The organism is Microbispora siamensis (assembly GCF_016863095.1).
Classification (GTDB): domain Bacteria; phylum Actinomycetota; class Actinomycetes; order Streptosporangiales; family Streptosporangiaceae; genus Microbispora; species Microbispora siamensis.
In genome coordinates this window covers 124,248-140,344 of record NZ_BOOF01000030.1, presented here as the reverse complement: position 1 = coordinate 140,344, position 16,097 = coordinate 124,248, and the positions used below count along the sequence as shown (strand labels likewise).

The following is a 16,097-nucleotide window of genomic DNA, read 5'->3' as shown; positions in this document are numbered from 1 at the left end:
GGCCGATGCGTTCACCACCGTTCCCAGTGCAGGACCTCCTCCCGCGGGATGCGGGGAGCGGGCTTGAAGTCGGTTCCGATGGTGAAGGCCTGCACGGCCACCGGGGCGTGATCGGTGCGTCCCTCGACGCCGGGGATGACGAACGCGGGCACCCGGTGGATGTTGGCCGCCAGATGGCGCAGACCGTCGAAGACCCGATCGGTGGAGCCGCGGTGGTAGTTCATGCGCCACAGATCGCGCTCGGTCAGCGGCTGCCCGGTGGCCAGCGGCAGGGCGCGCAGGAAGATGTCGGCCACGGCCCGCCGCCGCTCGGGCTCGGTGACCACCAGGAAGTGCCAGCGCTGCCGGTTGCGGCCACTGGGGGCCTGCACGGCCAGGTCCACGCATTCCTCGATCAGCTCGCGTGGCACGGGCCGGGTGAAGTCCAGGCGCTTGCGGACGGCGCGGGTGGTGCTCAGCAGTTGGTCCGGGTCGAGATCCAGCTTCACGATGTGTCTCCTTCAGGCGGTGGGGACGGGCGCGGGGCGGCGCGAGCGCAGGCCGTACGCGGCGACGAGGGCGCCCACCAGGGAGAAGCCGCCCGCCGTCAGGAACGCGATCCGGTAACCGGCCGACGCGGACTCGCCCAGGGTCATGACGGCGGCCAGTGCCGCGACGCCGATCCCGGCGCCGATCTGTACGGAGGAGGTGACGAGACCCGAGGCCAGACCCTGCCGCTCGTCCGGCAGCCCGCCGACGGCGGCGATGTTGAGACTGGGGAACGACAGCCCGTTGCCGATGCCGTGCACGACCAGCGCGGGCAGCAGCATCGTGAGGTAGTCGCCGGTGGCCCCGGCCCGCAGGAACAGCAGAATGCCCGCCCCTTGGACCAGCATCCCGGCCGCGGCCACCCGGCCCAGTCCCCACCGGGCGATCAGCCTGCCGGCCAGGTTGGCCGTGATGACGATGGCCAGACCCATGGGGACGATCCCGAGCCCGGTGGCCAGCGCGGTGTAGCCGAGCGTCCGCTGCAGGTACAGGACGGCGACGAACTGCCAGCCGATCGTCGCGCACGCCCAGGCCAGTGCCGCGAGATTCGCGGCGGCCACCGTACCGGACCCGAACACCTCCAGCGGGACGAGCGGCGCCGGCCGTCGGCGCTCGACGGCTACGAAGGCGCCCAGCAGGAGCACGGCCACCACACCGGCCGGCCAGTTCCTCTCCGTCAGCGCGAACACCAGCAGCAGCACCCCACCGGTGACCGCGACGGCGCCGGCGGCGTCGAACCCCTCACGTACCGCGGACGGCCGGAGGCCGCGCGGCAGCACCAGCGGCGCCGCGGCCAGGACCAGCACCGCGACCGGGACCGGCAGGAAGAACACCAAGCGCCAGCTGATCTCGGTCAGCAGACCGGAGGCGATCAGCCCGGCGGTGTAGCCGGTCGCCCCGGCCAGCGAGTAGACCCCCAGCGCCCGATTGCGCTGCGGCCCCTCGGCGAAGGTGGTGGTGATGAGCGACAGCGCCGCGGGTGCGGTGAGCGCGGCCGCCACCCCCTTGACCACCCGGGTGACGACCAACGGCCATCCCGCCGACAGCAGCCCACCCGCCAGGCTCGCCGCCGCGAAGACGGCCAGCGACAGCAGGAACACGCGGCGCCGGCCGAACAGGTCCGCCACCCGGCCGCCGAGCAGCAGGAACCCGCCGTAGGCGACCGCGTAACCGGACATCAGCCACTGCAGGACGCTCTCCGGCAGCGACAGGTCACGCCCGATGGCGGGCAAGGCCACGCCCATCAAGGACAGGTCCATCGAGTCCAGGAACACCGCTGCGCACAACAACACCAGGGCCGCCTGTCTGCGGCCGTCGGTCAGTGGCACGACCACTCTCCATCTGAGGACAAACAATTTGCTGACAGACGATCGGACCGTATGGCCACAAATCATCTTCTGTCAAACGATTTGCCTGGAGATGGTTTGGTGTACGCTGGCCGCATAGCGAAGAGGAGATCGATGGCGACCACGACCAGGACGGCCGAGCGGGCACGCGTGACGTACTTTCCGCAGCTGGCGGCGGAGCGGCTGGACATCGCGCTGTGCCGGGCCTCGGCAGCCGTGGCGCGCGCCGCGGACGCCCGCGCCACCGAGGAAGGTCTCGGCGTCGGGCAGCATCTCGTGCTCCAGATGCTCGACGCCGTCGGCCCGTGCTCCCAGCAGACGCTCAGCGAGGAGCTGCGCATCGACCGCAGCGTCATGGTGAGCGTCTGCGACGACCTGGAGCAGGCGGGTCACGTGCGCCGGGAACGCAACCCCCGCGACCGCCGTTCCTACGCCGTCACCATCACCGACTCGGGCCGGCGGCGGCTGGCCGAGGCCCAGACGTCGATCCCGGCCTTCCTCGAGGACGCCTTCCACCCTCTTACGCCCGAGGAGCGTGGCCAGTTGAGCGCGCTTCTCGGCAAACTCCTCGGAATCGGCTCCTGACGCGAGTCGGCCAGGAGGGCGGCCGGCACCCCGAGCCGGGGGCGGACGCCTGCCGTTATCCTGGTCGCGCACACGAAAACGCGGTCCCGGTCGGTAGCCCGGGCGCCCGCCGGTCCTTCCGGGCCCGGCGGTTCCGTATCCGCCTCACGTGTCCCCTCGGGGAGCCTCGGAGGATGTCCGGTGTGCCGGAAAGCGGCTTCGCCAAGCCGCCTGTCGGCATACCTGTGGAGGCATCGTGGTTTCCCTGTCCGTCTACTTCGAGAGCCCTTTCTGGGTGGGCGTCCTGGAGATCGTCGAGGACGGCGAGCTTCGCGCGACCCGGTTCGTCCTCGGCTCCGAACCCACCGACCCCGAGCTGTACGAGTTCCTTATGCGGCACGGGGTCGCCCTGCTCGAACGCGCCGAGGCGGCCCCGGCCGTCCCGGTGGAGACCGCCCGGGAGCGGCGGGTCAATCCAAAGCGCGCGGCCAAGCTCGCCGCCCGCGCCGCGGCCCGGGTCACCCGGCGCGGCACGGCCGCGCAGGAGGCGCTGCGGCTGGAACTGGAGAGCACCAAGGGCCAGGCGCGCGTGAACCGGCGCGAGCGCGAGCGCGCGCTGGCCGAGCACCGGCGCGAGGTCGCCCGCCGCAAGCGGATCGAGCGCCGCCGGGATCGGTGACCGCGGGCGGCGGGGCCGTTCCGTCCGGGGTGGGGGAATCATGCCGGGGCGATCGAGGTTGTCGCCATCGTGGCGGCAGGGCTTAGGCTTGAGGCTCTCTGGGGTTGGAGGTCCTCTCGTGCTGGTTGACTCGTTCGGCCGGGTCGCGACCGATCTGAGGGTGTCGCTGACCGACCGGTGCAACCTGCGGTGCGCGTACTGCATGCCGCCAGAGGGCCTCGACTGGCTGCCCAAGCCCGAACTGCTCACCGGCGAGGAGATCGTCCGCCTGCTGACGATCGGCGTGGAGCGGCTCGGCATCCGGGAGGTTCGCTTCACCGGTGGCGAGCCGCTGCTGCGGCGGGAACTCCCCGAGATCGTGGCCGCGACCGCCGCGCTGCGCCCGCGTCCACAGGTGTCGCTGACGACCAACGGCATCGGCCTGGCCCGCCTCGCGGAGCCGCTCGCGCGGGCCGGTCTCGACCGTGTCAACGTCTCTCTGGACACGCTCGACCGCGACGTGTTCGTCCGGCTGGCGCACCGCGACCGGCTGCGCGACGTGCTGGACGGGCTCGCCGCGGCGACGGCGGCGGGCCTCACGCCGGTCAAGGTCAACGCGGTGCTGATGCGCGGCGTCAACGACCACGAGGCCGTGCCGCTGCTGCGTTACTGCCTCGACCAGGGGTATGAGCTGCGCTTCATCGAGCAGATGCCGCTCGACGCCCAGCACGGCTGGCGCCGCGACGACATGATCACGGCCGACGAGATCCTCGGGCTGCTGAAGGACTCCTTCGACCTCGCCGAGGACGATCCGCGCGAGCGGGGCAGCGCCCCCGCCGAGCTGTTCCTGGTGGACGGCGGCCCGCACCGGGTGGGCGTGATCGGCTCGGTCACCCGGCCGTTCTGCGGCGCATGCGACCGCGTCCGTATCACCGCCGACGGTCAGGTCCGCAACTGCCTGTTCGCTACCGAGGAGTCCGACCTGCGTACGGCGCTGCGCTCGGGCGCCTCGGACGAGGAACTGGCGGCGCGGTGGGTCGCGGCGGTGCGGGGGAAGAGGGCGGGGCACGGCATCGACGATCCCGCCTTCCTCCAGCCGGCCCGCCCGATGTCGGCCATCGGCGGCTGACGGGGCCCCAAGAGAGCCCAAGAGAGCCCCGAGAGAGTTCAGGGAGCACCCGTGCGTTCCCGTCCCGGAACCGGCGCAGGTGATGCGGCCTGCCCGCCGGCGTACGACGCCGTGATCCTGGCGGGGGGCCGGGCCGAGCGGCTCGGCGGGGCGGACAAGCCGGGCGCGCTCGTCGGCGGGATGCCCCTCGTCGAGCGGGTGGCGGCGGCCGTCCGCGACGCCCGCACGGTGGTCGTGGTGGGCCCGCCCAGGGACATGCCGGGCGTGCTGTTCACCCGCGAGGACCCGCCGGGCGGCGGGCCGGTGCCGGCGCTGCGCGCCGGGCTCGCCGAGGTCACGTCCCCGCTGGTCGTCCTGCTCGCCGCCGATCTGCCGTTCGTCGTCGCCGGGCACGTCGGGGCGCTCCTGGCGGCCGTGCCGGAGGACGGCGCGGGCGCGGTGCTCGTGGACGACGAGGGCCGTGAGCAGTGGCTCACCGGTGCGTGGCGGACGGCGGCCCTGCGGGCCGCGCTCGGCCCGTACCAGGGGCGGTCGCTGCGCGGGCTGCTCGGCCCGCTGGCGCCGGCGCCCGTACGCCCGCCGGTGGCGCCGGGGGAGACCCCGCCGTGGTTCGATTGCGACACCGTCGAGGATCTGCGCGCGGCCCGCGAGCGGGCCCGGGAGCGCGGGTGAAGGGAGTACGCGTGAACGTGCTGGAGGAATGGACGGCCCAGGTCTGCCGCGAGCTGGGCATCGACCCCGCCCGGGTGGACCGGGCCGCGGTGCTCGACCTGACCAGGGATGTGGCGCACGGCGTGGCGCGGCCCGCCGCCCCGCTGACCGCCTACCTGGTGGGGCTGGCGCAGGGGGCCGGCACCGCGCCGCCGGATGTGGTGGAGCGGCTGTCGCGGATGGCGAAGGAGTGGGCGGAGGCGACCGCGGACAAGCCCGGCGACTCCTGACGCCGGCTTCCACGGCCCCGGCGCCGCGTAGAGGGGAAGGGCGGACGCCGGGGGCCGTTCGGCGGAAGGGCCGTCCCCGCCGGGGACGACCGCGACGGCCGGTCCGTGAGGTCCGTACGAAGTCGGTTGACGCTGCTCGACGACCCCGGAAAAGGGCGACGCCGGGTGGTTACGGGGGCAAACCACCCGGCGTCGCTTCATCGGCGTTCCGACGGGGGCCCGGAACGCCGGCACCAGCGCTCCGACGGGGGACCAGAGCGCTTGGCTAAACTGTACACCTCCAACCCTTGGGTTGCGTCAAGACTTTGTCACGACCCGATCTCGCGTCGATGGCGTGGTATCTCGTTTTGGTTAGGCGAGGTCAAGTCTGGGGGCGGAGGAGGCTCGTGACCTCTCTGATTGGCCCCGATAACGGCAACGTATGGCAAAAGAACCGCGCCCGCGACGAACAGGGCCCTGACGGGCCAGGGGGCCGGCACCGCCACCGCCAGGATGAGGCAGACGAGCCGGATGCCCATCTTGATGAGGTAACTGATCTCCCGCTTGCGCACGTCGTCGGACAGCGACGGCTGGGCGTCCGTCACCTGGTGAACGACCGGGCGGTCTTTTCGCAACCAGCGCCATGGATTCACGATTTCCACGGTAGACCCCGGGGGAGGCGGGGGTGACCCCCGCACCAGCGATACGATCACGCGACAGGCACAGGCAGGAGGACGTCATGTCGGACCGCACCTACCGGGTGACCGAGATAGTGGGCACCTCGGCCGAGAGCGTCGACCAGGCCATCCGCAACGGCGTCAGGCGGGCCGCGCAGACGCTGCGCCACCTGGACTGGTTCGAGGTGACCGAGGTTCGCGGGCACATCGTGGACGGCGAGGTGGCCCACTTCCAGGTCGGCATGAAAGTGGGCTTCCGCCTCGAGGACACCGAATAGGACGTCGAGCAGGACGTCGAATGGGACTCAGCTGGCCTGGCTGACCGTCGACATGTTGAAGTCGGGCACCCGGACCGGCGGCATGACGGCGCGGGTGAACCAGTCGTTCCACTCGCGCGGCAGCGTCTGCTCGCTCGGGCCCACCTCGGTGAGGCGGCCGAGCAGGTCGACCGGCGACTCGTTGAACCGGAAGTTGTTGACCTCGCCCACGACCTCGCCGTTCTCGACCAGGTAGACGCCGTCCCTGGTCAGCCCGGTCAGGAGCAGCGACTGCGGGTCGACCTCGCGGATGTACCACAGGCAGGTCAGCAGCAGGCCCCGCTCGGTCGAGGCGATCATCTCCTCCAGCGAGCGGCCGCCGTCCGGTCCCGTCATGATCAGGTTGTCGATCTGCGGGGTCGCGGCGAGGCCGGTCAGCTCGGCGGAGTGCCGGGTCTGCACGAGGTTGGCCAGGGTGCCGTCGCTGATCCACTCGGTGCGGGCCAGGGGCAGGCCGTTGTCGAAGACCGACTGCTCCCGGCTGGAGGAGTGCGCGACGACGAACGGCGCGCACTCGACGCCGGCCCGGGCCGGATCGCTGTGGAGCGAGACCGGCAGCGTCGAGAGCCGCTCGCCCACCCGGGTGCCGCCGCCGGGCCGGGAGAACACCGTGCGGCCGTCGGCCGCGTCCCGCGCGCCGGCCGACCAGTACAGGTAGATCATCAGGTCGGAGACCGCCGTGGGCGGCAGGAGCGTCTCGTAGCGGCCCGGCTCCAGGCTGATCCGCCGCTTGGCCCAGTCGAGCCGCCGGACGAGCGTCTCGTCCAGCGCGGCCACGTCCACGTCGGAGAAGTCGCGGGTGGCCACGCCCGTCCACGCCGAGCGCGTCATGTCCGCCGACTTGGCGTTCAGTTCGAGCCGGCCGGTCGGCTGGTCGTGGCGCAGCCGCAGTCCCGCGGACGAGCCGACGAACGTCGAGGTCATGCTGTGCTCGGCGAAGCCGTACAGCCTGCGTCCCGAGGCGTCGGCGGCGGCGAACGCCTCGCCGAGCGCGGGGGCGAAGTCCCCGAACACGTCGATGGAGGTCGGCTCCACCGGGCGGTCCCAGCCCTCGCCGGCCGCGCCCTCCACCAGAGGCCGGGCGTCCTCCGACGGCCGGGCCTCCCGCGCGGCGCGGTCCGCCGCGACCACCACGTCGGCCAACTGCTCGGCCCGTACGGCGGAGCGCGACACGACCCCCACCCCGGCGCCCACGACGGAGATCACGGTGAGCCGGGACGAGCGCGCGACCCCGTTGGTCGTCAGCGTGTTGCCGGCGAAGCGGAGATTGGCGGTCGAGCCCTCGTCCACGATGACGACGCAGCCGTCGGCCTCGCTCAGCGCGAGCGCCCGCTCCACCGTCTCCTGCGGTGTGGTCACCCCGTCGCTCACTTGCCACCCTCCTGGACGGTGTTGAGGATCCGTACGCCGCGGAACAGGGCCGCAGGAGCGCCGTGACTGACCGGCGCGACCTGGCCCGGCTGGCCCTTGCCGCAGTTGAAGGCGCCGCCGAGCACGTACGTCTGCGGGCCGCCGACGGCCTCCATGGAGCGCCAGAAGTCCGTGGTCGTCGCCTGGTAGGCCACGTCGCGCAGCTGCCCGGCCAGGCGGCCGTTCTCGATGCGGTAGAACCGCTGGCCGGTGAACTGGAAGTTGTACCGCTGCATGTCGATCGACCAGCTCTTGTCGCCGACGACGTAGATCCCGCGCTCGACCCGCGAGATCAGCTCGTCGGTGGAGGGGCCGTCCGCCGCCGGCTGGAGCGACACGTTGGCCATCCGCTGGATCGGCACGTGCCCCGGGGAGTCGGCGAACGCGCAGCCGTTCGACCGCCCGAGGCCCTTCAGCAGCGCCATCCGCCGGTCGAGCTGGTAGCCCACCAGCGTGCCCTCGCGGACGATGTCGAACGACTGACCGGCCACGCCCTCGTCGTCCCAGCCGACGGTGGCCAGGCCGTGCTCGACCGTGCGGTCGCCCGTCACGTTCATCACCGGCGAGCCGTAGTGCAGGCTGCCGAGCTGGTCGAAGGTGGCGAAGGAGGTGCCGGCGTAGGCCGCCTCGTAGCCGAGCGCCCGGTCGAGCTCGGTCGCGTGGCCGATCGACTCGTGGATCGTCAGCCACAGGTTCGACGGGTCGATCACCAGGTCGTACGGCCCGGCCTCGACCGAGGGCGCCTTGAGCTTCTCGTCCAGCAGGTCGGGGATCTCGGCCAGCTCGGCGGGGAAGTCCCAGCCGGTGCCGGTCAGGTACTCGTACCCCCGGCCGACCGGCGGGGCCAGCGTGCGCATGTCGTCGAACCGGTCGCCGTCGGCCCGCATCGCGGTCAGGACGGGGTGCAGCCGCACGCGCTGCTGCGTGGTCACCGTGCCCGCCGTGTCGGCGTAGAACTTCTGCTCCTTGACCTGCATGAGCGAGGCGGAGACGTGGTCGACCCGGCCGAGCAGGCCGGACGACCACTCCGCCAGCAGCGCCGCCTTGTCCGGCAGCGGCACGTCGAACGGGTCGACCTCGTAGGCCGACACCCAGGTCACGTCGTCGTACACCGGCTCGGGGGCGAGCTCCACCGGCTCGCGGTTGATCGGCGCGCTGACCGCCGCCACCCGCACGGCCTCCTCGGCGGCCCGGGCCGCGGCCTCCGGGGTCAGCTCGATCCCGGACGCGAAGCCCCACGTGCCGTCCTTGATCACCCGTACGGCGAAGCCGAGGTCGTCGGCGTCCGAGGACCCCTCGAGCCGGGCGTCGAACAGGCGCAGCGTCTCGGCGCGCACGCGTTCGAGCCGGAACGAGGCGTGCTCGGCTCCCAGGTCACGGGCGCGCTGCAGGGCCGCGTCCGCCAGCCGCCGCAGCGGCAGGGCGAGGAAGTCGGGGTCGATCTGGCGCATGTCCACGATCCTAACCCTGTGATCTTGTGCCCTGCGGACAAGTGGACTACCCCCAAGTAGCCGATACGGTCGGTCGCATGGTTCGCTCTGTTCTCGTCACCGGCGGAAATCGCGGCATCGGCCTCGCGATCGCCCGCGAGCTCGCCGCCGCGGGGGACGCCGTCGCCGTCACCTACCGTTCCGGCGAGCCCCCGGAGGGGCTGTTCGGGGTTCGCTGCGACGTGACGAGCTCCGCCGACGTCGACGCCGCCTTCGAGAAGGCCGAGGCCGAGCACGGCCCGGTCGAGGTGGTCGTCGCCAACGCGGGGATCACCAAGGACACGCTGCTGCCGATGATGAAGGAGGAGACCTTCACCGACGTCATCGACACGAACCTGACCGGCGCCTACCGCGTCGCGAAGCGGGCCGTGCGGCCCATGCTGCGGATGCGGCGCGGGCGCATCATCCTGATCTCCTCCGTCGTCGGCCTGTCCGGCTCCGCGGGCCAGACCAACTACGCCGCCTCCAAGGCCGGGCTGGTCGGCTTCGGCCGGTCGCTGGCCCGTGAGCTCGGCTCGCGCGGCATCACGGTCAACGTGGTCGCGCCGGGGTTCGTGGAGACCGACATGACCGCGGTGCTCGACGAGGCGCAGCAGGAGCAGATCCGCAAGAGCATCCCGCTCGGGCGGCAGGCGCAGGCCGAGGAGATCGCCCGGGTCGTCAGGTTCCTGGCGAGCGACGACGCCTCCTACATCACCGGGGCGGTCATCCCCGTCGACGGCGGCCTCGGCATGGGCCACTGAGCCGGACACCCGACTGACTGGAGCTGGACATGGGTTTGCTGGACGGGAAGCGACTGCTGGTCACCGGCGTCCTCACCGACGCCTCGATCGCCTTCAACGTGGCGAAGCTGGCCCAGGAGGAGGGCGCCCAGGTCGTGCTGACCGGCTTCGGCCGCCTCAGCCTGGTCGAGCGCATCGCCAAGCGGCTGCCCGAGCCGCCGCCGGTGATCGAACTGGACGTCCAGAACACCGATCACCTCGACACGCTCGCCGACCGCGTCGGCGCGCACCTCGACGGGCTGGACGGGGTCGTCCACTCGATCGGGTTCGCCCCGCAGTCCTGCCTGGGCGGCAACTTCCTCAACACCTCCTGGGAGGACGTCGCCACGGCGGTCCACGTCTCGACGTTCTCGTTCAAGTCGCTCGCCGTCGCGTGCCTGCCGCTGATGAAGGAGGGCGGCGCGGTCGTCGGCCTGGACTTCGACGCGACCAAGGCGTGGCCGGTCTACGACTGGATGGGCGTGGCCAAGGCCGGGCTGGAGTCGTGCTCGCGCTACCTCGCCCGGGACCTGGGCAAGCACGGCATCCGGGTCAACCTCGTCGCCGCCGGCCCGCTCCGCACGATGGCGGCCAAGAGCATCCCCGGGTTCAAGGAGTTCGAGGACTCCTGGCCGGAGCGCGCGCCGCTCGGCTGGGACCTCGCCGACACCGCCCCCGCCGCCAAGGCCTGCGTCGCGCTGCTGTCCGACTGGTTCCCCGCCACGACCGGCGAGATCGTCCACGTCGACGGCGGCGTGCACGCGATGGGCGCCTGACGGCGCCCCCTCGCGTCATCCCGCTTCGTGCGGGTCACGGGCCGCGGCGGAATCTTGCCGCGGCCCGTCTCCGCGCTTAGCATCTGGGCGTGTCTGACGCCCGCCCGTTCCCGTGAGTGGGCAGGGGCTGTCAGGCGCGAGCGTGGTGCCCGGGCCGCCCCGTCCCCGTACGCCCCCGGACGGCGTCGCCCGTGGCGACGTGGCCGCCGGAACTCGTGTGGGGACCATGGGACGACCAGAGCGCGACCTCAGCCCCGAGGAGGGGCCCTTACAGGCGTTCGCCGTCGCGTTGCGGCGGCTGCGCGAGGAGGCGGGGTCGCCCACCTACCGGGCCCTCTCGGAACGGGCGCACTACTCGCCCACCGTGCTGTCGCGGGCCGCGGGCGGCCGCGTCTTCCCGAGCCTGGAGGTCACCCTCGCCTTCGTACGGGCCTGCGGGGGCGACGAGGACGCGTGGGCGCGGCGCTGGCACCGGGTCAGCGAGGAGATCTCCGGACGGGTGGCGGAACCGCCGGAACCGCCGGCACCGGCCCAGTCGGGCGACGGCCCCTCGTCTCCGATCCCCGCTGTCGCCGAGGCCGGCGGCGGGCACGATACCGGACCTGGTGGCGACCCTGATGGCGGGCCTGATGCCGGCTCGGATGCCGGGCGCGGCGGCCTCGCGGGCCGGGTGCGGCGCCGCGGGCGCCTGCTCGCGCTTGCAGCCGTTCTCGTGGTCGCCGGTGCGGTGGCGCTTGGCGCCGCCGCGCGCGGTGTGGGGCTCGCGCCCGGCTGGACCTCGCGCAACCAGCACGTCACCGACCGGGCGGGGGACGCGAGCCGGGCCGAGGACATGGACGGCGACGACCCCCGCGCCCGCGGGTGCGGCGACGACCTCGACACGATCGACACGCTCGACGCCGTCCCGCTGAACCTGCCCGACGGCAGCCGCTTCGGCACGCTCCGGCTGCGGCGCAGCCCCGAGTGCGACACGGCCTGGGCGTCGGCGCACTTCGACAACCCCCACCTCTACACGGTGTGGCTGGCCGCGCACCGTCCGGCGGACAACGCCCAGGTGCGTTCTCAATGGTCGAACAACACGCCGCCGGGCAGCTACGGGGACATGCTCTCCCTCGCGCCCGGATGCGTCTGGGTGGAGGGATGGGTGGTCACCGGGCAGGGGGAAGGCCCCCACGCGAGAACCCGCTGCCTGCGCTGATCCCGCACGCCTGCGCTCACCCCCTCGCCTGGTGCGCTGCGCCCCCGGCGGTGCCGCGGTGCGCGGGGCACGCCCGGGAGTCCCGCGTCACATCACGGCGTCACGTCACCGGGAGGCGGTGCCGGCGAACGGGATGGCGGCCGGGAGCGTATCGCCGGGCGCGTCCACCGGGTGCCGCCACAACCCCCTGCGCTGGAGCAGGGGCAGGACGCCCTCGCCGAACCAGTAGGCCTCCTCCAGGTGCGGGTGACCGGACAGCACGAACTCGTCGATGCCGAGGGCGTGATACTCCTCGATCCGTTCGGCCACCTCGACGTGGCTGCCCACCAGGGCCGTGCCCGCGCCGCCGCGGACGAGCCCGACACCGGCCCACAGGTTCGGCGAGACCTCCAGCGCGTCCGTGCGGCCCCCGTGCAGGGCCAGCATCCGCCGCTGCCCCTCCGACCCGCTGCGCGCGAGACCCGCCTGCACCGACGCGATGACCGCCGGGTCCAGGGCGGACAGCAGGCGCTCGGCCTCCGCCCACGCCTGCGCCGAGGTGTCCCGGCTGATCACGTGGAGCCGGATGCCGAACCGCACCTCGCGGCCGGCCGTGGCGGCCTCCCGCCGGATCCAGGCGAGCTTCTCGGCGACCTGCGCGGGCGGCTCGCCCCAGGTCAGGTAGACGTCGCTGTGCCGCGCCGCCACCCTGCCCGCGGCCGGGGACGACCCGCCGAAGTACACCGCCGGCACCGGGGACGGCACTCGGCTCAGCGCGGCGTCCGCGACCCTGACGTGCCTGCCCTCAAGGGTGACCCGTTCCCCGCGCCACAGGGCGCGTACGACCGTGAGGAACTCGTCGGTGCGGTCGTAGCGCTCGTCCTTGGTGAGGAAGTCGCCGTAGGCGCGCTGCTCGTGGTCCTCGCCGCCGGTGACGACGTTGACCAGCAGGCGCCCGGCCGAGTGCCGCTGGAACGTGGCGGCCATCTGCGCGGCGAGCGTGGGCGACAGCAGCCCCGGCCGGAAGGCGACCAGGAACTTCAGCCGCTCGGAGTTCGCGACCAGCATGGCGGTGGTCAGCCAGGCGTCCTCGCACCAGGCTCCGGCCGGGGTGAGGGCCCCTTCGAAGCCGAGCTGCTCGGCGGCGCGCACGATCTGGCCCAGGTAGGCCAGGGTGGCCGGCCGGTCCCCGCCCGCCGTGGTGATGTCCGTGCCGTGCCCGCCGCCGACGAGGTGGCGGCTGTCGCCGTACGTGGGCAGGAACCAGTGGAACGTCAGTGTCATCGGGGGTCCCCTCAGGAGGCGGCCAGCAGCGGGCGGCGCGCGGCCACGGCCGAGGCGAAGGCGTCGACCACGCGGTAGAGCGGCGCGGCGTGGTCCGGGTCGAGACCGGCCTCGTCGCCGCGGAGCGCGATGTGCCGGTCGAGGACGAACCACCCCGGCACGACGTGGTCGGCCCCGAGCGAGGTCAGGACCGGGCGCAGCGCGTAGTCGATGGCCAGCACGTGGGCGGGGCTGCCGCCGGTGAGGATCGGCAGCACGACCTTGCCCGCGAACGCGAACTGCGGCAGCAGGTCGAGCAACGTCTTCAGCAGCCCGCTGTAGGCGGCCTTGTACACGGGTGAGGCGACCAGGACGCCGTCCGCCTCGCCGACGAGGCCGACGACCTCGGCGATCCGCGGGTGCCCCGTGTCGGCCGACAGCAGCGCCTCCGCCGGCAGGTCGCGCACATGCACGGTGCGGACCTCGTGGCCGAGGAGGCGCAGCCGGTCGGCGAGGTGCACGCACAGGGCGGCGGTACGCGAGACCGCCGAGGGGCTGCCGGACAGGACGACGATGGTGGACATGGCGGAACCTCCGTCAGAGGGGGACCGGATTCGGATGAGGCCGGATGCGGGATCAGATCAGGCCGTGCCGAGGGGGCGGGGTCCGGTTCAGCGCGTACCGGCCGATGTGCTGGATCTTCCAGCGCACCGGATCGTGCAGGGTGTGGGTGCGGGCGTTGCGCCAGTGCCGGTGCAGGTTCAGCGAGTCGAGCGCCGACCTGGTGCCGGACACCTCGAACAGGGCATCGGCGACTCCGACGGCCGCGGGGTCGGCGAACGCCTTCGCCGTGGCGACCGCGATGGACGCCGCCGCCGCGGTCTCGTCGTCGAGCCGTTCCCGCGCCCGGTCGACCGCCCGCCCGGCCTCGCCGAGCAGCGCCTCCGCGGCCCGTACGGAGACCTCCAGCTCTCCGAAACGCTGGATGGTCAGGGGGTCGTCGCTGGCGTGGTCGAGACCGCTCTCGAACCACGGCCTGCTGCGGGTGCGGACGAACTCGGCGGCCTCGGTGAGCGCGGCGCGGGCGATGCCGACGTCGATCGCGGCGTGCAGCAGTTGCGCGTGGGCGCCGTGCAGTTGCGGCCCGGTGAAGGTCAGGTGGTGGGGGACCACGCGATCGGCGGGCACCCGCACGCCCTCCAGCCGGACCGTGCCGCTGGCCGTGGTGCGCTGGCCCATGCCCTCCCAGTCGTCCACGACCGTGAGGCCGGGCGCGCCGGCCGGCACGTACGCGACGACGAGCCGGTCGGCGGGGTCCTTGGCCAGCACGGTGATCCAGTCGGCGAACAGGGCCCCGGTCGAGTAGTGCTTGACGCCGTCGAGGACGAAGCCGCCGTCCTCGGCGGAGCGCAGCCGGGTGCGGTAGTCCTGCACGTGCCGGGTGCCCGCCTCCGACTGGGCGTTGCCGAACCGCCTGCCCGCCAGGACCTCGGCGAAGAAGAACTCCCGCTGGGCCGCGGACCCCTGCTGCCGCAGCACGTTGACGTACACGAAGTGGCTCTGCGGGATCTGGGCGATGTTGGGGTCGGCGGTGGCGAGCAGGCGGACGACCTCCGCCAGTGTGGCGGTCCGCACGTCGGCGCCGCCGTGCTCGCGGGGGACGGTGATGCCCAGGAGGCCGCTCGCCGACAGCTCGGCCAGCTCGGCGTGCGGGAGTTCGCGGCGGGCGTCCCGCTCCGCGGCGCCGCGCGCGAACCGCCCGGCGAGCTCGGCGGCGACCGCGATGGCCTCCTCGTCGCCGGTGACGACGTGCGCGGTCCCCGATGAGTGAACAGGTGGGTGAACGGGCGCGTGGGTGAGATCGGTCATGGGATCAGGCCCGGGCCGGTTCCACCGGGAACGCGCCCTTCGCCGCGAGCTCGCCCTCCAGTTCGCGGATGATGGGTAGCACGTGGCGGCCGAAGTACTCGACCTCCTCGTGGTAGTGCAGGAAGCCGAGCAGGAGCAGGTCGACGCCCCGCTTCTTGTACTCGATCGCCCGGTGGGCGATCTGCTCCGGCGTGCCGATGAGGCGGGTGCGGAAGCCGTCGTTGTACTGCACCAGGTCCTCGAACGTGGAGTCGGCCCACATCCCCCGTCCGTCCTGGGTGGACCGGCCGGCCTGGCGGACCGCGTCGCGGAACCCGTGGACGGCCTCGACGTCGGCCTTGGCCACGATCTCGCGCAGCGTCTCGCGCGCCTCCGCCTCGGTGTCCCTGGCGATGAGGAAGCCGTTCAGGCCGAACCGCACCCGGCGGCCGTGGGCCCGCGCCGCCGCGCCGACCTCCTCGATCTGCTCGGTGACGCCGTCGAAGTCCTTGCCGTTGCTGAAATACCAGTCGGAGACCCGGCCCGCCATGGCGCGTGCCGCGGTGGAGTTGCCGCCCTGGAAGATCTCGGGGTGCGGGCGGTCCGGCCCGGAGAGCGGCTTGGGCTGCAGGTCGTAGCCGTGCAGCCGGTAGAAGTCGCCCTGGAACCGCGCCTTGTCCTCGGTCCAGCTCGCGCGCAGGACGCGGATGAACTCCTCGGCCCTGCGGTAGCGCTCGTCGTGCTCCAGCCACGGCTCGCCCAGGGCGGTGAACTCGCCCTTGAACCAGCCGCTCACCACGTTGACGGCGGCCCGCCCTCCCGAGAGGTGGTCGGCGGTGCTGAGCAGCTTGGCCAGCACCGCCGGGTGCCACAGGCCCGGGTGCACCGCGGCGATCACCTTCAGCCGCTGGGTGGCGAGCAGCAGCGCCAGGCTGAAGCTCGTCGACTCCTGCTGGAACGCGGCGCCGTAGCTGGCCATGTAGCGCACCTGGGACAGCGCGTACTCGAAGCCGTTGTTCTCCGCGAGCACCGCCAGCTTCCGGTTGTAGTCGTAGCTCCAGTCGGTGCGCTGCTCGATCGTGCTGGTGACGAGCCCGCCGCTGACGTTGGGCACCCAGTAGGCGAACCGCAGCGGCTCGGGACTGACGTTCGCAGACACGAATGACCCCTTCCAGGCATTTCCTACTTGGACAATTGGGATCGTACGGCGGCCGGCGTCCGGAGTTCCACACG

The 16,097-nt window shown here is 72.8% G+C and carries 18 protein-coding genes; 9 read left to right on the top strand and 9 right to left on the bottom strand.

Annotated features, from left to right (window positions below):
* Positions 1 to 11 precede the first annotated feature (11 nt).
* Positions 12 to 488: a nitroreductase family protein gene (locus Msi02_RS25115; RefSeq protein WP_204050524.1), complete on the bottom strand. Its 477-nt coding sequence runs from the start codon at positions 486 to 488 to the stop codon at positions 12 to 14.
* 12 nt (positions 489 to 500) lie between these two features.
* Positions 501 to 1,856, bottom strand: a complete 1,356-nt coding sequence (locus tag Msi02_RS25110; protein ID WP_204050523.1) for an MFS transporter — start codon at positions 1,854 to 1,856, stop codon at positions 501 to 503.
* Positions 1,857 to 1,988: 132 nt separating this feature from the next.
* Between Msi02_RS25110 and Msi02_RS25105 the strand changes: the two genes are divergently transcribed.
* The 5 genes from Msi02_RS25105 (at position 1,989) to Msi02_RS25085 (ending at position 5,166) form a co-directional block, all read left to right on the top strand.
* Positions 1,989 to 2,459, top strand: a complete 471-nt coding sequence (locus tag Msi02_RS25105; protein WP_204050522.1) for a MarR family winged helix-turn-helix transcriptional regulator — start codon at positions 1,989 to 1,991, stop codon at positions 2,457 to 2,459.
* Positions 2,460 to 2,694: 235 nt separating this feature from the next.
* Positions 2,695 to 3,117 carry a YjdF family protein gene (locus Msi02_RS25100; protein ID WP_204050521.1) on the top strand — a complete coding sequence of 141 codons (423 nt, stop codon included), beginning with the start codon at positions 2,695 to 2,697 and terminating at the stop codon, positions 3,115 to 3,117.
* Between the two features lie 118 nt (positions 3,118 to 3,235).
* Positions 3,236 to 4,225, top strand: coding sequence for a GTP 3',8-cyclase MoaA (gene moaA / locus Msi02_RS25095; RefSeq protein ID WP_204050520.1), 990 nt, complete (start codon positions 3,236 to 3,238; stop codon positions 4,223 to 4,225).
* A gap of 51 nt (positions 4,226 to 4,276) precedes the next feature.
* Positions 4,277 to 4,897: a molybdenum cofactor guanylyltransferase gene (gene mobA, locus Msi02_RS25090; protein ID WP_204050519.1), complete on the top strand. Its 621-nt coding sequence runs from the start codon at positions 4,277 to 4,279 to the stop codon at positions 4,895 to 4,897.
* Positions 4,898 to 4,908: 11 nt separating this feature from the next.
* On the top strand, positions 4,909 to 5,166 hold the full coding sequence (locus Msi02_RS25085; RefSeq protein WP_079314974.1) for a DUF6457 domain-containing protein: 258 nt from the start codon (positions 4,909 to 4,911) through the stop codon (positions 5,164 to 5,166).
* Between the two features lie 308 nt (positions 5,167 to 5,474).
* Here the strand turns inward: Msi02_RS25085 and Msi02_RS25080 are convergent, their stop codons facing one another.
* Complete coding sequence (locus tag Msi02_RS25080; protein WP_239108680.1) at positions 5,475 to 5,798, bottom strand: DUF3099 domain-containing protein; 324 nt, start codon at positions 5,796 to 5,798, stop codon at positions 5,475 to 5,477.
* An 86-nt stretch (positions 5,799 to 5,884) separates the two neighbouring features.
* On the opposite strand from Msi02_RS25080, the gene Msi02_RS25075 reads away from it, so the two are divergent.
* Positions 5,885 to 6,100 (top strand): dodecin, encoded by a 216-nt coding sequence (locus tag Msi02_RS25075; RefSeq protein WP_139573056.1) that lies wholly within the window; start codon positions 5,885 to 5,887, stop codon positions 6,098 to 6,100.
* A gap of 27 nt (positions 6,101 to 6,127) precedes the next feature.
* Here the strand turns inward: Msi02_RS25075 and Msi02_RS25070 are convergent, their stop codons facing one another.
* Positions 6,128 to 7,510, bottom strand: coding sequence for a metallopeptidase TldD-related protein (locus tag Msi02_RS25070; protein ID WP_204050518.1), 1,383 nt, complete (start codon positions 7,508 to 7,510; stop codon positions 6,128 to 6,130).
* Entirely contained in the window at positions 7,507 to 9,000 is a 1,494-nt protein-coding gene (locus tag Msi02_RS25065) for a TldD/PmbA family protein (protein ID WP_079314917.1), read from the bottom strand. Before Msi02_RS25065 ends, Msi02_RS25070 begins: the two co-directional genes overlap by 4 nt.
* A 77-nt stretch (positions 9,001 to 9,077) precedes the next feature.
* Between Msi02_RS25065 and fabG the strand changes: the two genes are divergently transcribed.
* The 3 genes from fabG to Msi02_RS25050 all read left to right on the top strand — a co-directional run bounded on the left by fabG (position 9,078) and on the right by Msi02_RS25050 (position 11,774).
* A complete protein-coding gene (gene fabG, locus Msi02_RS25060; RefSeq protein WP_079314918.1) occupies positions 9,078 to 9,782 on the top strand; it encodes a 3-oxoacyl-[acyl-carrier-protein] reductase in 705 nt (234 codons plus the stop codon).
* A 29-nt stretch (positions 9,783 to 9,811) separates the two neighbouring features.
* A complete protein-coding gene (gene fabI, locus Msi02_RS25055; RefSeq protein WP_204050517.1) occupies positions 9,812 to 10,576 on the top strand; it encodes an enoyl-ACP reductase FabI in 765 nt (254 codons plus the stop codon).
* A gap of 226 nt (positions 10,577 to 10,802) precedes the next feature.
* Positions 10,803 to 11,774: a helix-turn-helix domain-containing protein gene (locus Msi02_RS25050; protein ID WP_204050516.1), complete on the top strand. Its 972-nt coding sequence runs from the start codon at positions 10,803 to 10,805 to the stop codon at positions 11,772 to 11,774.
* 105 nt (positions 11,775 to 11,879) lie between these two features.
* Here Msi02_RS25050 and Msi02_RS25045 read toward each other — a convergent pair whose 3' ends face one another.
* From Msi02_RS25045 to sfnG, 4 genes are read right to left on the bottom strand one after another with little or no spacing between them, the layout of a single operon-like run.
* Positions 11,880 to 13,037 (bottom strand): LLM class flavin-dependent oxidoreductase, encoded by a 1,158-nt coding sequence (locus Msi02_RS25045; RefSeq protein WP_204050515.1) that lies wholly within the window; start codon positions 13,035 to 13,037, stop codon positions 11,880 to 11,882.
* An 11-nt stretch (positions 13,038 to 13,048) separates the two neighbouring features.
* Positions 13,049 to 13,600 (bottom strand): NADPH-dependent FMN reductase, encoded by a 552-nt coding sequence (ssuE, locus tag Msi02_RS25040; RefSeq protein ID WP_204050514.1) that lies wholly within the window; start codon positions 13,598 to 13,600, stop codon positions 13,049 to 13,051.
* 52 nt (positions 13,601 to 13,652) lie between these two features.
* The gene (locus tag Msi02_RS25035) at positions 13,653 to 14,885 is read right to left on the bottom strand and encodes an SfnB family sulfur acquisition oxidoreductase (RefSeq protein WP_204050513.1); all 1,233 of its coding nucleotides are present in this window, start codon (positions 14,883 to 14,885) and stop codon (positions 13,653 to 13,655) included.
* 4 nt (positions 14,886 to 14,889) lie between these two features.
* Positions 14,890 to 16,023, bottom strand: coding sequence for a dimethylsulfone monooxygenase SfnG (gene sfnG, locus Msi02_RS25030; protein WP_079314923.1), 1,134 nt, complete (start codon positions 16,021 to 16,023; stop codon positions 14,890 to 14,892).
* Between the last annotated feature and the right edge of the window lie 74 nt (positions 16,024 to 16,097).

Excerpts from the sequence above, each read along its gene's own strand:
- ssuE (WP_204050514.1), bottom strand. The coding sequence starts at position 13,600 with ATGTCCACCATCGTCGTCCTGTCCGGCAGCCCCTCGGCGGTCTCGCGT.
- Msi02_RS25075 (WP_139573056.1), top strand. The coding sequence starts at position 5,885 with ATGTCGGACCGCACCTACCGGGTGACCGAGATAGTGGGCACCTCGGCC.
- Msi02_RS25050 (WP_204050516.1), top strand. The coding sequence starts at position 10,803 with ATGGGACGACCAGAGCGCGACCTCAGCCCCGAGGAGGGGCCCTTACAG.
- Msi02_RS25045 (WP_204050515.1), bottom strand. The coding sequence starts at position 13,037 with ATGACACTGACGTTCCACTGGTTCCTGCCCACGTACGGCGACAGCCGC.
- Msi02_RS25105 (WP_204050522.1), top strand. The coding sequence starts at position 1,989 with ATGGCGACCACGACCAGGACGGCCGAGCGGGCACGCGTGACGTACTTT.
- Msi02_RS25065 (WP_079314917.1), bottom strand. The coding sequence starts at position 9,000 with ATGCGCCAGATCGACCCCGACTTCCTCGCCCTGCCGCTGCGGCGGCTG.
- Msi02_RS25035 (WP_204050513.1), bottom strand. The coding sequence starts at position 14,885 with ATGACCGATCTCACCCACGCGCCCGTTCACCCACCTGTTCACTCATCG.
- fabI (WP_204050517.1), top strand. The coding sequence starts at position 9,812 with ATGGGTTTGCTGGACGGGAAGCGACTGCTGGTCACCGGCGTCCTCACC.
- fabG (WP_079314918.1), top strand. The coding sequence starts at position 9,078 with ATGGTTCGCTCTGTTCTCGTCACCGGCGGAAATCGCGGCATCGGCCTC.